This window comes from Streptomyces amritsarensis (assembly GCF_001953875.1).
Lineage (GTDB): Bacteria > Actinomycetota > Actinomycetes > Streptomycetales > Streptomycetaceae > Streptomyces > Streptomyces amritsarensis.
This window is the reverse complement of the sequence record NZ_MQUR01000072.1, coordinates 1-14,693: the sequence shown is the minus strand read 5'-3', so window position 1 is coordinate 14,693 and position 14,693 is coordinate 1. Positions and strand designations below refer to the sequence as shown.

At 67.6% G+C, this 14,693-nt stretch carries 21 protein-coding genes; all 21 read left to right on the top strand.

Features of this window, described 5'->3' with window-relative positions:
• The first annotated feature begins 2 nt into the window (after window positions 1-2).
• The 21 genes from AVW11_RS25760 (at window position 3) to rpsI (ending at window position 14,641) form a co-directional block, all read left to right on the top strand.
• On the top strand, window positions 3-188 hold the full coding sequence (locus tag AVW11_RS25760; protein ID WP_003956452.1) for a type Z 30S ribosomal protein S14: 186 nt from the start codon (window positions 3-5) through the stop codon (window positions 186-188).
• Between the two features lie 220 nt (window positions 189-408).
• Window positions 409-807 carry a 30S ribosomal protein S8 gene (gene rpsH / locus AVW11_RS25750; protein WP_007265911.1) on the top strand — a complete coding sequence of 133 codons (399 nt, stop codon included), beginning with the start codon at window positions 409-411 and terminating at the stop codon, window positions 805-807.
• Window positions 808-827: 20 nt separating this feature from the next.
• Window positions 828-1,367: a 50S ribosomal protein L6 gene (gene rplF / locus AVW11_RS25745; RefSeq protein WP_030773832.1), complete on the top strand. Its 540-nt coding sequence runs from the start codon at window positions 828-830 to the stop codon at window positions 1,365-1,367.
• 2 nt (window positions 1,368-1,369) lie between these two features.
• Window positions 1,370-1,753: a 50S ribosomal protein L18 gene (gene rplR, locus AVW11_RS25740; protein ID WP_030026334.1), complete on the top strand. Its 384-nt coding sequence runs from the start codon at window positions 1,370-1,372 to the stop codon at window positions 1,751-1,753.
• Window positions 1,754-1,798: 45 nt separating this feature from the next.
• Window positions 1,799-2,401, top strand: a complete 603-nt coding sequence (gene rpsE / locus AVW11_RS25735) for a 30S ribosomal protein S5 (RefSeq protein WP_007265914.1) — start codon at window positions 1,799-1,801, stop codon at window positions 2,399-2,401.
• Window positions 2,401-2,583, top strand: coding sequence for a 50S ribosomal protein L30 (gene rpmD / locus AVW11_RS25730; protein ID WP_005313525.1), 183 nt, complete (start codon window positions 2,401-2,403; stop codon window positions 2,581-2,583). The genes rpsE and rpmD overlap by 1 nt, the downstream gene beginning before the upstream one ends.
• 2 nt (window positions 2,584-2,585) lie before the next feature.
• Window positions 2,586-3,041: a 50S ribosomal protein L15 gene (rplO, locus tag AVW11_RS25725; protein ID WP_030842688.1), complete on the top strand. Its 456-nt coding sequence runs from the start codon at window positions 2,586-2,588 to the stop codon at window positions 3,039-3,041.
• Window positions 3,042-3,230: 189 nt separating this feature from the next.
• On the top strand, window positions 3,231-4,544 hold the full coding sequence (gene secY, locus AVW11_RS25720; protein WP_030026339.1) for a preprotein translocase subunit SecY: 1,314 nt from the start codon (window positions 3,231-3,233) through the stop codon (window positions 4,542-4,544).
• The gene (locus AVW11_RS25715) at window positions 4,544-5,191 is read left to right on the top strand and encodes an adenylate kinase (protein WP_030842691.1); all 648 of its coding nucleotides are present in this window, start codon (window positions 4,544-4,546) and stop codon (window positions 5,189-5,191) included. The genes secY and AVW11_RS25715 overlap by 1 nt, the downstream gene beginning before the upstream one ends.
• 92 nt (window positions 5,192-5,283) lie before the next feature.
• Window positions 5,284-6,135 (top strand): type I methionyl aminopeptidase, encoded by an 852-nt coding sequence (gene map / locus AVW11_RS25710; RefSeq protein WP_030842694.1) that lies wholly within the window; start codon window positions 5,284-5,286, stop codon window positions 6,133-6,135.
• Between the two features lie 138 nt (window positions 6,136-6,273).
• A complete protein-coding gene (infA, locus tag AVW11_RS25705; protein ID WP_003956442.1) occupies window positions 6,274-6,495 on the top strand; it encodes a translation initiation factor IF-1 in 222 nt (73 codons plus the stop codon).
• Window positions 6,496-6,568: 73 nt separating this feature from the next.
• Window positions 6,569-6,682: a 50S ribosomal protein L36 gene (rpmJ, locus tag AVW11_RS25700; RefSeq protein ID WP_003956441.1), complete on the top strand. Its 114-nt coding sequence runs from the start codon at window positions 6,569-6,571 to the stop codon at window positions 6,680-6,682.
• 198 nt (window positions 6,683-6,880) lie between these two features.
• Window positions 6,881-7,261 carry a 30S ribosomal protein S13 gene (gene rpsM / locus AVW11_RS25695; protein WP_007265919.1) on the top strand — a complete coding sequence of 127 codons (381 nt, stop codon included), beginning with the start codon at window positions 6,881-6,883 and terminating at the stop codon, window positions 7,259-7,261.
• A 54-nt stretch (window positions 7,262-7,315) separates the two neighbouring features.
• On the top strand, window positions 7,316-7,720 hold the full coding sequence (rpsK, locus tag AVW11_RS25690) for a 30S ribosomal protein S11 (protein ID WP_003956432.1): 405 nt from the start codon (window positions 7,316-7,318) through the stop codon (window positions 7,718-7,720).
• Between the two features lie 151 nt (window positions 7,721-7,871).
• Complete coding sequence (locus AVW11_RS25685; RefSeq protein WP_007265920.1) at window positions 7,872-8,894, top strand: DNA-directed RNA polymerase subunit alpha; 1,023 nt, start codon at window positions 7,872-7,874, stop codon at window positions 8,892-8,894.
• Between the two features lie 106 nt (window positions 8,895-9,000).
• Entirely contained in the window at window positions 9,001-9,462 is a 462-nt protein-coding gene (rplQ, locus tag AVW11_RS25680) for a 50S ribosomal protein L17 (RefSeq protein ID WP_030154710.1), read from the top strand.
• A gap of 100 nt (window positions 9,463-9,562) precedes the next feature.
• Entirely contained in the window at window positions 9,563-10,414 is an 852-nt protein-coding gene (truA, locus tag AVW11_RS25675) for a tRNA pseudouridine(38-40) synthase TruA (RefSeq protein WP_076046150.1), read from the top strand.
• 53 nt (window positions 10,415-10,467) lie between these two features.
• Window positions 10,468-12,087 carry an ABC-F family ATP-binding cassette domain-containing protein gene (locus AVW11_RS25670; RefSeq protein ID WP_076046148.1) on the top strand — a complete coding sequence of 540 codons (1,620 nt, stop codon included), beginning with the start codon at window positions 10,468-10,470 and terminating at the stop codon, window positions 12,085-12,087.
• Window positions 12,088-12,117: 30 nt separating this feature from the next.
• A complete protein-coding gene (locus tag AVW11_RS25665; RefSeq protein ID WP_225884910.1) occupies window positions 12,118-13,401 on the top strand; it encodes a glycosyltransferase family 87 protein in 1,284 nt (427 codons plus the stop codon).
• A gap of 238 nt (window positions 13,402-13,639) precedes the next feature.
• The gene (gene rplM / locus AVW11_RS25660) at window positions 13,640-14,083 is read left to right on the top strand and encodes a 50S ribosomal protein L13 (RefSeq protein ID WP_030842706.1); all 444 of its coding nucleotides are present in this window, start codon (window positions 13,640-13,642) and stop codon (window positions 14,081-14,083) included.
• Window positions 14,084-14,125: 42 nt separating this feature from the next.
• Entirely contained in the window at window positions 14,126-14,641 is a 516-nt protein-coding gene (gene rpsI / locus AVW11_RS25655) for a 30S ribosomal protein S9 (RefSeq protein WP_030773858.1), read from the top strand.
• Window positions 14,642-14,693 lie beyond the last annotated feature (52 nt).

Here is a 14,693-nt window from a genome sequence, read left to right as displayed (position 1 = left end):
AGATGGCGAAGAAGGCTCTCATCGCGAAGGCTGCCCGTAAGCCCAAGTTCGGTGTGCGTGCGTACACCCGCTGCCAGCGCTGCGGTCGCCCCCACTCCGTGTACCGCAAGTTCGGCCTCTGCCGCGTGTGCCTCCGTGAGATGGCTCACCGTGGCGAGCTGCCGGGCGTGACCAAGAGCTCCTGGTAATCCCCACGCCCTTTGGGTGTTGAGGTATTCCAGACGCTCTCGGTAAGCATCAGGTCGGCGGACCGCCCTGCCCGCATGCCGTAGGCTTGTGGGGTTGGGCGTCCGCCGCCCTACCGACTTACTACGCCGTAGGTCCCCGTGCCGCACCCGTCCCGCCACTGAGTGGGGAGAGGGATGGCGCATACAGGAAACCCCGGCGAGAGAGGCCGAAGGCCACTTCATGACCATGACTGACCCCATCGCAGACATGCTCACGCGTCTGCGTAACGCTAACTCGGCGTACCACGACACCGTCGTGATGCCGCACAGCAAGATCAAGTCGCACATCGCGGAGATCCTCAAGCAGGAGGGTTTCATCACCGGCTGGAAGGTCGAGGACGCCGAGGTCGGCAAGAACCTCGTCCTCGAGCTGAAGTTCGGGCCGAACCGTGAGCGCTCCATCGCGGGCATCAAGCGGATCTCGAAGCCCGGTCTGCGCGTGTACGCGAAGTCCACCAACCTGCCGAAGGTCCTCGGCGGCCTGGGCGTGGCGATCATCTCCACGTCCCACGGTCTCCTGACCGGCCAGCAGGCAGGCAAGAAGGGCGTAGGTGGGGAAGTCCTCGCCTACGTCTGGTAGTCGGGAACGGAGGAAAAGCAATGTCGCGAATCGGCAAGCTCCCCATCCAGGTTCCCGCCGGTGTGGACGTCACCATCGATGGCCAGACGGTCAACGTGAAGGGCCCCAAGGGTTCCCTCGCGCACACCGTTAAGGCGCCCATCGCAGTTGTCAAGGACGAGGACGGCGTTCTGAACGTCACCCGTCCGAACGACGAGCGTCAGAACAAGGCCCTGCACGGCCTGTCCCGCACGCTGGTGGCGAACATGATCACCGGTGTGACCACGGGATACGTCAAGGCTCTCGAGATCAGCGGTGTCGGTTACCGCGTGGCCGCGAAGGGCTCCGACCTGGAGTTCCAGCTCGGCTACAGCCACCCGATCCTGGTGGAGGCGCCCGAGGGCATCTCCTTCAAGGTCGAGTCGCCGACCAAGTTCTCGGTCGAGGGCATCGACAAGCAGAAGGTCGGCGAGGTCGCCGCCAACATCCGCAAGCTGCGGAAGCCCGACCCGTACAAGGCCAAGGGTGTCAAGTACGCCGGCGAGGTCATCCGCCGCAAGGTCGGAAAGGCTGGTAAGTAGCCATGGCATACGGTGTGAAGATCGCCAAGGGCGACGCGTACAAGCGCGCTGCCAAGGCTCGCCGCCACATCCGCATCCGCAAGAACGTCTCGGGTACGGCGGAGCGTCCGCGCCTCGTCGTGACGCGTTCCAACCGCAACATCGTTGCTCAGGTCATCGACGACCTCCAGGGCCACACCCTGGCGTCGGCGTCGACCCTGGACGCTTCGATCCGCGGTGGCGAAGGCGACAAGAGCGCCCAGGCCCAGGCTGTCGGCGCGCTCGTCGCCGAGCGTGCCAAGGCCGCGGGTGTCGAGACCGTCGTCTTTGACCGCGGTGGCAACCGATACGCCGGGCGCATTGCCGCTCTGGCTGACGCCGCCCGCGAAGCCGGGCTGAAGTTCTAAGCCCCGGTTCCGGGACTCACGGACGTAACAGAGAGAGGTAATCCAATGGCTGGACCCCAGCGCCGCGGAAGCGGTGCCGGTGGCGGCGAGCGGCGGGACCGGAAGGGTCGCGACGGTGGCGCTGCCGCCGAGAAGACCGCTTACGTTGAGCGCGTTGTCGCGATCAACCGTGTCGCCAAGGTTGTCAAGGGTGGTCGTCGCTTCAGCTTCACCGCGCTCGTCGTGGTGGGTGACGGTGACGGCACCGTAGGTGTCGGTTACGGCAAGGCCAAGGAAGTTCCCGCGGCCATCGCCAAGGGCGTCGAGGAAGCCAAGAAGAACTTCTTCAAGGTTCCCCGCATCCAGGGCACCATCCCGCACCCGATCCAGGGCGAGAAGGCGGCCGGCGTTGTCCTGCTGAAGCCTGCTTCCCCCGGTACCGGTGTTATCGCCGGTGGCCCGGTGCGCGCCGTTCTGGAGTGCGCCGGCGTTCACGACATCCTGTCGAAGTCGCTCGGCTCCGACAACGCGATCAACATCGTGCACGCGACCGTGGAGGCCCTCAAGGGCCTGCAGCGTCCCGAGGAGATCGCGGCTCGCCGCGGTCTGCCCCTCGAGGACGTCGCTCCCGCGGCTCTGCTCCGTGCGCGCGCTGGGGCGGGTGTCTGATGGCCCGCCTCAAGATCACGCAGACGAAGTCGTACATCGGCAGCAAGCAGAACCACCGCGACACGCTGCGTTCGCTCGGGCTCAAGCGCCTGAACGACGTCGTCGTCAAGGAGGACCGCCCCGAGTTCCGCGGAATGGTGCACACCGTCCGCCACCTCGTGACGGTTGAGGAGGTTGACTAATCATGGCTGAGAACAGCCCGCTGAAGGCCCACAACCTCCGTCCCGCCCCCGGTGCCAAGACCGCGAAGACCCGTGTCGGTCGTGGTGAGGCGTCGAAGGGTAAGACGGCCGGTCGTGGTACGAAGGGCCAGAAGGCCCGTTACCAGATCCCGCAGCGCTTCGAGGGTGGGCAGATGCCCCTCCACATGCGCCTGCCGAAGCTCAAGGGCTTCAAGAACCCGTTCCGCACCGAGTTCCAGGTCGTGAACCTGGACAAGCTCAGTGCTCTCTACCCCGAGGGTGGAGAAGTCACGGTGGCCGACCTGGTCGCCAAGGGCGCGGTTCGCAAGAACAGCCTCGTCAAGGTCCTGGGCCAGGGCGAGCTCTCCGTGGCGCTGCAGGTTTCGGTTGACGCCGTCTCCGCCTCCGCCAAGGAGAAGATTGCCGCTGCCGGCGGCACTGTCACCGAGCTCGTCTAAGACGATTTCAGTGGCTGAATAGCTCAAAACCCGACCGGGGATGCCTCACATATGGGGCATCCCCGGTTGGTCGTTCCACGGGGGGCACACTCGCCGGTAAGGTGGCGTGCACCATTGCTTTGTCGTATACGTCGATCCCTCTCAGACCGTCACCTCTGACGCAGTAGCGCGGGGGTCGCAGGAGGCACCGTGCTCACCGCGTTCGCCCGGGCGTTCAAGACGCCCGACCTGCGCAAGAAGCTGCTCTTCACGCTCGGCATCATCGTGCTGTTCCGGCTCGGGTCGCATGTCCCGGTCCCCGGCGTGAGCTACAAGAACGTACAGATCTGCGTGGAACAGGCCGGAAGCAGCAATGGTCTGTTCGGCCTCGTCAACATGTTCAGCGGTGGCGCGCTGCTGCAGATCACGATCTTTGCGCTCGGCATCATGCCGTACATCACGGCGAGCATCATTCTGCAGCTGCTGACCGTGGTCATCCCGAAGCTGGAGACCCTCAAGAAAGAGGGCCAGTCCGGCACGGCGAAGATCACTCAGTACACGCGCTATCTGACGGTCGCGCTCGCGATCCTCCAGGGCACCGGCCTCGTCGCCACCGCCCGGACCGGCGCCCTGTTCCAGGGGTGCCAGGTCGCCAGCCAGATCGTTCCCGACCGGTCGATCTTCACCACGGTCGTCATGGTGGTCACCATGACCGCCGGTACCTGCGTCGTCATGTGGCTCGGTGAGCTCATCACCGACCGCGGCATCGGCAACGGCATGTCGATCCTCATGTTCATCTCGATCGCCGCCGGCTTCATCGGCGCCCTGTGGCAGATCAAGCTCCAGGGCAAGATCGCCGACGGCTGGGTCGAGTTCGGCGTCGTCATGCTGGTGGGCCTCGCGATGGTGGGCCTGGTGGTCTTCGTCGAGCAGGCGCAGCGCCGCATCCCGGTCCAGTACGCGAAGCGCATGATCGGCCGCCGTGCCTACGGCGGTACCTCTACCTACATCCCGCTCAAGGTGAACCAGGCGGGCATCATCCCCGTCATCTTCGCCTCGTCGCTGCTCTACATCCCGGCACTGGTCGTGCAGTTCAGCGGGTCCACCGCGGGCTGGGCCACCTGGATCCAGAAGCACTTCGTCAAGGGCGACCACCCGTACTACATCGCGGTCTACTTCCTCCTGATCGTCTTCTTCGCGTTCTTCTACGTGGCGATCTCGTTCAACCCCGAGGAAGTTGCAGACAACATGAAGAAGTATGGTGGGTTCATCCCCGGTATCCGCGCCGGTCGACCCACCGCCGAGTACCTGAGCTACGTGCTCAACCGGATCACCTGGCCGGGGTCGCTGTACCTGGGTCTCATCGCTCTTGTGCCGACGATGGCGTTGGCCGGCTTCGGAGCGAACCAGAACTTCCCGTTCGGCGGGACGAGCATCCTCATCATCGTGGGTGTGGGTCTGGAAACCGTGAAGCAGATCGAGAGCCAGCTCCAGCAGCGTAACTACGAAGGGTTCCTCCGCTGATGCGAATCGTCCTCGTCGGACCGCCCGGTGCGGGCAAGGGAACGCAGGCCGCGTTCCTTGCCAAGAACCTGTCGATCCCGCACATCTCCACGGGCGACCTGTTCCGGGCCAACATCAGCCAGGGCACCGAGCTGGGCCTGCGCGCCAAGGCGTTCATGGACGCCGGCGACCTCGTCCCGGACGAGATCACCATCGGTATGGCCAAGGACCGGATGGAGCAGCCCGACGCCGCCGGCGGCTTCCTGCTCGACGGCTTCCCGCGCAACGTCTCCCAGGCCGAGGCCCTCGACGTGATGCTGGAGGAGTCGGGCATGAAGCTCGACGCCGTCCTCGACCTCGAGGTCGAGGAGGACGAGGTCGTCAAGCGCATCGCCGGCCGCCGCGTCTGCCGCAACGAGTCCGCGCACGTCTTCCACGTCGTGTACGCCGCCCCGAAGACCGAGGGCGTCTGCGACCAGTGCGGTGGCGAGCTCTACCAGCGCGGTGACGACTCCGAGGCCACGGTGCGCAACCGGCTGGAGGTCTACCACACGCAGACCGAGCCGATCATCGACTACTACAAGGCCCAGGGCCTGCTGGTGACCATCCCGGCCCTCGGCGAGGTCGCGGACGTCACGAAGCGCGCCATGGACGCCCTGCAGAAGTAGTCCCCCGCAGTACAGGTACGGCCGCGGTGTCCCCAGGGCATCGCGGCCGTACTGTTGAGAAGACCCGTTTCGAAGCTGGAAGGCACGGCCCTATGGTGCAGATCAAGACCCCCGAGCAGATCGCGAAGATGCGCGAGGCGGGGCTGGTCGTCGCCGCGATCCATGCGGCGACCCGTGAGGCGGCCGTGCCGGGCGCCACGACGCGGGATCTGGACATGGTGGCCCGCAAGGTCATCGCGGACGCCGGGGCGAAGTCGAACTTCCTCGGCTACGGCGGCTTCCCCGCGACGATCTGCACCTCGGTGAACGAGGTCGTCGTCCACGGCATCCCGGACGACAAGACCGTCCTCAAGGACGGCGACATCATCTCGATCGACGCCGGCGCGATCGTGGACGGCTGGCACGGAGACGCCGCGTACACGGCCTTCGTGGGCACCGGCCACGCGCCGGAGCTGGTGGAGCTGTCCCGGGTCACCGAGGAGTCCATGTGGGCCGGCATCGCCGCCATGAAGCTGGGCAACCGCCTCGTGGACATCTCCAAGGCGATCGAGACGTACATCAAGCGCCAGCCCCGTCCCGCCGCCGGTGAGAACAGCCGCGGCAAGTTCGGGATCATCGAGGACTACGGCGGCCACGGCATCGGGTCCGAGATGCACATGGACCCGCACCTGCTGAACTACGTCTCGCGCAAGCGGGGCAAGGGGATCAAGCTCGTGCCGGGCGTCTGCCTGGCGATCGAGCCGATGGTCTCGCTCGGCACCGCCCAGACGGAGGTCCTCTCGGACGACTGGACGGTCATCACGACGGACGGCACCTGGTCCTCGCACTGGGAGCACTCCATCGCGCTGACGGAGGCGGGTCCGATCGTGCTGACCAGCCCGGACTGCGGCAAGGCGAAGCTGGCGGAGTACGGGGTCACCACGGCTCCGGACCCCCTCGGTTAATGATCTAGACTCTGGGGCAAACTTTCCGGATTCGTCTTTCTGGGTGCCCTGACGTAGACTGACTCGTCGGCTCTCGTGCACTTCCATGCCTGCATGGCGCACGGGGCCGATCAAGGTAGCCGATTCGAAAGGCGAAGCGTGGCCAAGAAGCAAGGTGCCATCGAGATCGAGGGCACCGTGATCGAGTCCCTCCCGAACGCGATGTTCAAGGTGGAACTCCAGAACGGTCACAAGGTCCTCGCGCACATCAGCGGGAAGATGCGCATGCACTACATCCGCATCCTGCCCGATGACCGGGTCGTCGTGGAGCTCTCTCCGTACGACCTGACGCGTGGCCGGATCGTCTACCGATACAAGTAGATCTTGCTCTCACTCCTGCCTGGGCGTCCGTCCCGGTGCGGGTGGTGGCACTGACCCGGAGAACCTCACCAACATGAAGGTCAAGCCGAGCGTCAAGAAGATCTGCGACAAGTGCAAGGTGATCCGCCGTCACGGCCGGGTCATGGTCATCTGCGACAACCTGCGCCACAAGCAGCGCCAGGGCTGACGCACGCCGACCGACCTGCCTTAACGCAGTTCTTCGCGCGACGTAAGAAAACGTACATACGCAGAACCCGCCCAGCCCCGCAAGGGCCGGCGGCACCTCCGGCGGGGGCCGGGGACCCGGACGTACCATCACCCGCTCGGGTGGTCGGCGGTCGGGATCGGTTCTGTGGAAGACCCCCGAACACACAGGAGCCATTGAATGGCACGCGTTTCCGGTGTTGACATCCCGCGCGAAAAGCGTGTGGAGATCGCACTCACCTACGTCTTCGGTATCGGGCGCACCCGGTCCAAGGAGATCCTCGCCTCCACCGGCGTGAACCCGAACACCCGCGTTCGTGACCTGGCCGAAGAGGACCTCGTCAAGATCCGCGAGTACGTGGACGCCAACCTCCGTACCGAGGGTGACCTCCGCCGCGAGATCCAGGGCGACATCCGCCGCAAGATCGAGATCCAGTGCTACCAGGGCATCCGCCACCGTCGCGGCCTCCCGGTGCACGGTCAGCGCACCAGCACGAACGCGCGTACCCGCAAGGGCCCGCGTCGCGCGATCGCCGGTAAGAAGAAGCCGGGCAAGAAGTAGTCCTGTTCAGCGGTCTTGCGCTGTAGGACCGACCACCTCCCGTAGGAGATTTAGATGCCCCCCAAGGGTCGTCAGGGCGCTGCCAAGAAGGTGCGCCGCAAGGAAAAGAAGAACGTCGCTCACGGGCACGCCCACATCAAGAGCACGTTCAACAACACCATCGTTTCGATCACGGACCCGTCCGGCAACGTGATCTCCTGGGCCTCCGCCGGCCACGTCGGCTTCAAGGGCTCGCGCAAGTCCACCCCCTTCGCCGCGCAGATGGCCGCCGAGTCGGCCGCCCGCCGCGCGCAGGAGCACGGCATGCGCAAGGTCGACGTCTTCGTCAAGGGTCCCGGCTCCGGCCGTGAGACCGCGATCCGCTCCCTCCAGGCCACCGGCCTCGAGGTCGGCTCGATCCAGGACGTCACCCCCACCCCGCACAACGGCTGCCGCCCGCCGAAGCGCCGCCGCGTCTGACGCAGCGGACGCACCGTTGCGTCTTTGAGTGTCCGGGCGGTACGACCCCTTCTGGGGACGTACCGCCCGTACCCTTGCAGTAGCCGTACCCCAGGTACGGCCTCCCGTCGGGCGTCAAATAGTGGGCGTCCACGAAAGAAGGAACACAGACATGCTTATCGCTCAGCGTCCGTCGCTGACCGAAGAGGTCGTAGACGAGTACCGCTCGCGGTTCGTGATCGAGCCCCTGGAGCCGGGCTTCGGTTACACCCTCGGCAACTCCCTGCGCCGTACCCTTCTGTCCTCCATCCCGGGTGCCGCTGTCACCAGCATCCGCGTGGACGGCGTCCTGCACGAGTTCACCACCGTGCCGGGCGTCAAGGAAGACGTCACGGACATCATCCTCAACATCAAGCAGCTGGTCGTCTCCTCGGAGCACGACGAGCCGGTCGTGATGTACCTGCGCAAGCAGGGTCCGGGCCTGGTCACCGCCGCCGACATCGCGCCCCCGGCCGGTGTCGAGGTGCACAACCCCGACCTCGTCCTCGCCACGCTCAACGGCAAGGGCAAGCTGGAGATGGAGCTGACCGTCGAGCGCGGTCGCGGCTACGTCTCCGCCGTCCAGAACAAGCAGCTGGGCCAGGAGATCGGCCGCATCCCGGTCGACTCCATCTACAGCCCGGTCCTCAAGGTCACCTACAAGGTCGAGGCGACCCGAGTCGAGCAGCGCACCGACTTCGACAAGCTGATCGTCGACGTCGAGACCAAGCAGGCCATGCGCCCGCGCGACGCCATGGCGTCCGCCGGCAAGACCCTGGTCGAGCTGTTCGGTCTGGCCCGCGAGCTCAACATCGACGCCGAGGGCATCGACATGGGCCCGTCCCCGACGGACGCCGCCCTGGCCGCCGACCTTGCGCTGCCGATCGAGGAGCTCGAGCTCACCGTCCGGTCGTACAACTGCCTCAAGCGCGAGGGCATCCACTCCGTGGGTGAGCTCGTCGCCCGCTCCGAGGCCGACCTGCTCGACATCCGCAACTTCGGTGCGAAGTCGATCGACGAGGTCAAGGCGAAGCTGGCCGGCATGGGCCTGGCCCTCAAGGACAGCCCGCCCGGATTCGACCCGACCGCCGCCGCCGACGCCTTCGGCGCCGACGACGACGCGGACGCCGGTTTCGTCGAGACCGAGCAGTACTGAGAAAGCTTGCGGGGGGCTCACGCCCCCCGCACCCACCCTCTCGCGACCGCTTGAGGGAACTGACTCCGGTACCTGACACGGCCGGTGCAGATTTGAAGGAGTAACAATGCCGCGTCCCGCAAAGGGTGCCCGCCTGGGCGGCTCCGCCGCGCACGAGAAGCACCTCCTCGCGAACCTCGCGAAGGCGCTCTTCGAGCACGGCCGCATCACCACCACCGAGGCCAAGGCCCGCCGCCTGCGTCCCTACGCCGAGCGTCTGGTCACCAAGGCCAAGAAGGGCGACATCCACAACCGTCGCCTGGTGCTGCAGACGATCACGGACAAGAGCATCGTGCACACGCTGTTCACCGAGATCGCCCCGCGCTACGAGAACCGCCCCGGTGGTTACACGCGCATCACCAAGATCGGCAACCGTCGTGGCGACAACGCCCCGATGGCCGTGATCGAGCTGGTCGAGGCCCTCACGGTCGCCCAGCAGGCCACCGGTGAGGCCGAGGCCGCCACCAAGCGCGCGGTCAAGGAGGCGGAGGCCGTCGAGACCCCCGCCGAGGAGACCAAGGAGGCCTGATCCCCCCGGGATCACGCTTGCTTGAACGGCTCTGAACGGGCCCGCCCCCTTCCGGGGCGGGCCCGTTCTGCATATGGGTGATTCTGAGAGGATCGGTCACGTGAGTGACGAGGTGGAACCCGGACACGTCCGGGTACGGCTGGACCTGAGCTACGACGGCAAGGACTTCTCCGGCTGGGCGAAGCAGCGCACGCTGCGGACGGTCCAGGGGGAGCTGGAGAGCGCCCTGCAGACCGTGATGCGGCTGAAGGAGCCCGTCGAGCTGACCGTGGCCGGGCGCACGGACGCGGGCGTGCACGCCCGCGGGCAGGTCGCGCAGCTCGACCTGGCCGAGGAGGTCTGGGCCGAACACCACGACAAGCTGCTGCGCCGCCTCGCCGGCCGGCTCCCGCACGACGTACGGGTGTGGAAGGTCGCCGAGGCCCCCGAGGGCTTCAACGCGCGCTTCTCGGCCATCTGGCGCCGCTACGCCTACCGCGTCGGCGACCACCAGGGCGGCGTGGACCCGCTGCGCCGCGGCCACGTGCTCTGGCACCAGTGGCCCCTCGACGTGGACGCCATGAACGAGGCCGCCGCCCCGCTGCTGGGCGAGCACGACTTCGCCGCGTACTGCAAGAAGCGCGAGGGCGCCACGACGATCCGCACGCTCCAGCAGCTCAGCTGGGAGCGCGCCGAGGACGGCATCGTCACCGCGACCGTCCGCGCCGACGCCTTCTGCCACAACATGGTCCGCTCCCTGGTGGGCGCCCTGCTGCACGTCGGGGACGGGCACCGGCCCACCGACTGGCCCGGCAAGGTGCTGGCCGCCGCCGTACGGGACTCCTCGGTGCACGTGGTCAAGCCGCACGGGCTGACCCTGGAGGAGGTCGGCTACCCGGCCGACGAGCTGCTGGCCGCCCGCAGCAAGGAAGCACGCAACATGCGGACCCTGCCGGCCGCCGGCTGCTGCTGAGCCGCAGCCAAATCGTTTGGGCGGATCGCGCGCCGACCTGGACAATGCCCGGCATGGGACATCTTGAAGCCAGCCATTTGGAGTACTACCTTCCCGACGGGCGGGTCCTGCTCCCCGACGTCTCCTTCCGTGTGGGGGAGGGGGCGGTGGTCGCGCTGGTGGGGGCGAACGGCGCCGGCAAGACCACCCTGCTGAAGCTGATCTCCGGGGAGCTGCAGCCGCACGGCGGCGGCGTGTCCATCAGCGGCGGCCTCGGCGTGATGTCCCAGTTCGTGGGCTCCGTACGGGACGAGACGACCGTACGGGACCTGCTGGTCTCGGTGTCCCAGCCGCGGATCCGCGAGGCCGCGAAGGCCGTCGACCGCGCCGAGCACCTGATCATGACGGTGGACGACGAGGCCGCGCAGATGGCCTACGCGCAGGCCCTCAGCGACTGGGCCGACGTGCAGGGCTACGAGGCGGAGACCCTGTGGGACGTCTGCACGACGGCCGCGCTGGCCATCCCGTACGACTCCGCGCAGTTCCGCGAGGTGCGCACGCTCTCCGGCGGTGAGCAGAAGCGGCTCGTGCTGGAGGCGCTGCTGCGCGGACCCGACGAGGTGCTGCTGCTCGACGAGCCGGACAACTACCTCGACGTCCCGGGCAAGCGGTGGCTGGAGGAGCAGCTGAAGGCCACCCGCAAGACGGTCCTGTTCGTCTCCCACGACCGGGAGCTGCTGACCCAGGCCGCCGAGAAGATCATCAGCCTGGAGGCGAGCCCGATGGGCTCGGACGTGTGGGTGCACGGCGCCGGCTTCGGCACGTACCACGAGGCCCGCAAGGAGCGCTTCGCCCGCTTCGAGGAGCTCAGGCGGCGCTGGGACGAGGAGCACGCGCGGCTGAAGGCCCTGGTGCTGCGGCTGCGCAACCAGGCCGCGAGCAGCCCCGACATGGCCTCGCGCTATCACGCGATGCAGACCCGCTTCAAGAAGTTCGAGGAGGCCGGCCCGCCCCCGGAGCCGCCGCGCGAGCAGGACATCACGATGCGGCTCAAGGGCGGCCGGACCGGCGTGCGCGCGCTGACCGTGGAGACCCTGGAGCTCACCGGGCTGATGAAGCCGTTCTCCCTGGAGGTCTTCTACGGGGAGCGGGTCGCGGTGCTCGGCTCGAACGGCTCCGGCAAGTCGCACTTCCTGCGGCTGCTGGCGGGCGAGGACGTGCGGCACACCGGTGTCTGGAAGCTGGGCGCACGGGTGGTTCCCGGCCATTTCGCGCAGACCCACGCCCACCCGGAGCTGTTCGGCCGCACGCTCGTCGACATCCTGTGGACGGAGGCGGCCAAGCCCCTGGGGCAGGCGATGGGGGCCCTGCGCCGCTACGAGCTGGAGCGCCAGGCCGAGCAGCCCTTCGAGAAGCTCTCGGGCGGCCAGCAGGCCCGTTTCCAGATCCTGCTCCTGGAGCTGGCGGGCACCACGGCGCTGCTGCTCGACGAGCCCACCGACAACCTCGACCTGGAGTCCGCGGAGGCCCTCCAGGACGGCCTGGAGTCCTACGACGGGACCGTGCTGTGCGTGACGCACGACCGCTGGTTCGCGCGCACATTTGACCGTTACCTGGTCTTCGGTTCGGACGGTGTTGTGCGGGAGACTCAGGAGCCCGTCTGGGACGAACGCAGGGTCGAACGCAAGCGCTGAGCGGTGGCTCGGCGGTGAGGGAGGGGCGTCGTGGGCCTGAGGCCTGGCATCTGGCTGATGAGGTGGGAGGCGCGGGCCCCGGGGAACCGGCTGGTCGACCTGCTGCTGCGGCCGGCCCCCCGCTCCTGGCAGGTGGTCTCCCTCGCGGTGCTCCTCGGGATCTGCGTCTCCACGAGCCTGCGGGCGAACTGGGGCTCGGACAACGCCTTCGTCGTCAAGGCCGCGCAGACGCTGCTGGAGGGCGGCTCGCCGTACGAGGACAAGCGCTTCCTCTACCTGCCCAGCGCCGTGCTCATGGCGGTGCCGGAGGCGCTGGTGCCGCGGGGGGTGCTGCGCTGGATCCTGCCGGTCGCGATGGCGGGGCTGCTGGGCGTCGGCTGGCTGGCCGCCCTGCGGCTGTTCTCGGTGCCGCTGCGCTCGCGCTTCGCGGTCGGCGGTCTCGCCGTGTTCGCCCTGGCCTACAAGCCGTGGGCGAACCTGGTGCTGATCGGCAACTGGACGGCCGTCTCGGCGGCCGCGCTGCCCGTGGCGCTGCTGCTGGCGCACCGGCGGTCGTGGGGTGCGGCCGGGCTGGTGGTCGGGCTGGCCGTCGCCTGCAAGCCGATGCTGGTGCCGATCGGGCTGCTGTTCCTGCTGGCCCGCCAGTGGCGCGGGCTGGCGGCGGCGGTGCTGGTGCCGCTGGGGATGTCGCTGGCGGGGGCGCTGCTGATGCCGAGCCCGTCGCTGTTCTTCACCAAGACGCTGCCGTTCCTGCTCCAGGGGCAGGACGCGTACGCGCTGCCCTGGGACGCCTCGCCGATAGCGGTGCTGCCGCGGCTGGGGGTGCCGCAGGCGCTGGCGGTGCTGGTGGCCTTCGCCGGTGCCGCGGCCGGGCTGTGGGCGGCCCGGGCGCGGTGGCGGCGTACGGAGCAGGAGGCCGACGGGGGTGAGCTGCGTCTCGTGGAGACGGCCTGCATGGTGATGCTCGCCGCATTCCTGGTGTCGCGGCCGTCCTTCGACCACTACCTGCTCGTGGTGCTGCCGCTGCTGCTGGCCTCGGCGGTGCGGCCGGGCTCGATGCCCCGCTCGCCCTGGTTCTGGCTGGCGTTGACGCCGCAGCTGGCCCTGGTCCCGTGGCCCTCGGAGCTGGCCCACAAGCGGCGCGCCTTCAAGGACTGCGCCACGCTCTGCGGGCTCGCGTATCTGCTGGCGCGTCGTGCACTGCGCTCCGGGCAGGTTATTCTGGAGCCCGTAACAACTGCGGGGTCCCCACCCAGGACCGAACCGGAGTGCGCCGCGACGCCAGCAGAATCGGCATCGCGGACCGCGTTTTGACCCGTACGGGTTTGCTTGGGTATCCTGCTGGTTTGTTATGCGTATTGGCTTTCTCATTCTCACGTGAAAGGGCCTTACGCCGGTCCACCGGACCGATGACCAGCAGTTGGCCGTTCACACGGGTTGCGTCCCCGATGTGAGCGAGGGCTGTCGTGATCGTCCGTGGTGACCCTGTCAGGACCTTCCCGCTGGGCTTGCGCCCGTGGGATACCACCACTGAAGAAGCGAAGGCATACGCGTGCGTACGTTCAGCCCCAAGCCCGGCGACATCTCGCGCCAGTGGCTCGTCATCGACGCCCAGGACGTCGTCCTCGGTCGTCTGGCGACCCAGGCCGCCACCCTCCTCAAGGGCAAGCACAAGCCGACCTATGCCCCTCACATGGACATGGGTGACTTCGTCGTCATCATCAACGCCGACAAGGTGCACCTGTCCGGCAACAAGGCCTCCCAGAAGATGGCCTACCGCCACTCCGGCTTCCCGGGCGGTCTGCGCTCCGTGCGTTACGACGACCTGCTGGCGAACAACCCGGAGAAGGCCGTCGAGAAGGCCGTCAAGGGCATGCTCCCGAAGAACTCCCTGGGCCGTCAGATGCTCTCGAAGCTGAAGGTCTACTCGGGCGACCAGCACCCCCACGCTGCCCAGCAGCCGGTGCCGTTCGAGATCACCCAGGTCGCGCAGTAGTTCCGGCCACCCCCTAAGACACAGAGAATTCTGAGGAGCATCGTGGCCGAGACCACCGCCGAGACCCCCGTCGACGAGTTCGAGGGCGTCGAGGAGTACACCACCGAGTCCGAGGTCGTCGTCGAGGGCGACTACACCTCCGAGTCCCTTGCCGGTCGCTTCGGCGACCCCCAGCCGGCCGCCGGCCTGGGCCGTCGCAAGAACGCCATCGCCCGCGTCCGGATCGTTCCGGGCACCGGCAAGTGGAAGATCAACGGTCGCACCCTTGAGGACTACTTCCCCAACAAGGTGCACCAGCAGGAAGTCAACGAGCCCTTCAAGCTGCTCGAGCTCGACGGCCGCTACGACGTCATCGCCCGCATCTCGGGTGGCGGCGTCTCCGGCCAGGCCGGCGCCCTGCGCCTCGGCGTGGCCCGTGCGCTGAACGAGGCGGACGTGGACAACAACCGCCCGGCGCTGAAGAAGGCCGGCTTCCTCTCCCGCGACGACCGTGCGGTCGAGCGCAAGAAGGCCGGTCTCAAGAAGGCCCGTAAGGCTCCGCAGTACAGCAAGCGTTAATCTGCGCCTGCTGTTCTGCAACGAAACCGCCCCGGCAGCACTCTCTGTGCTG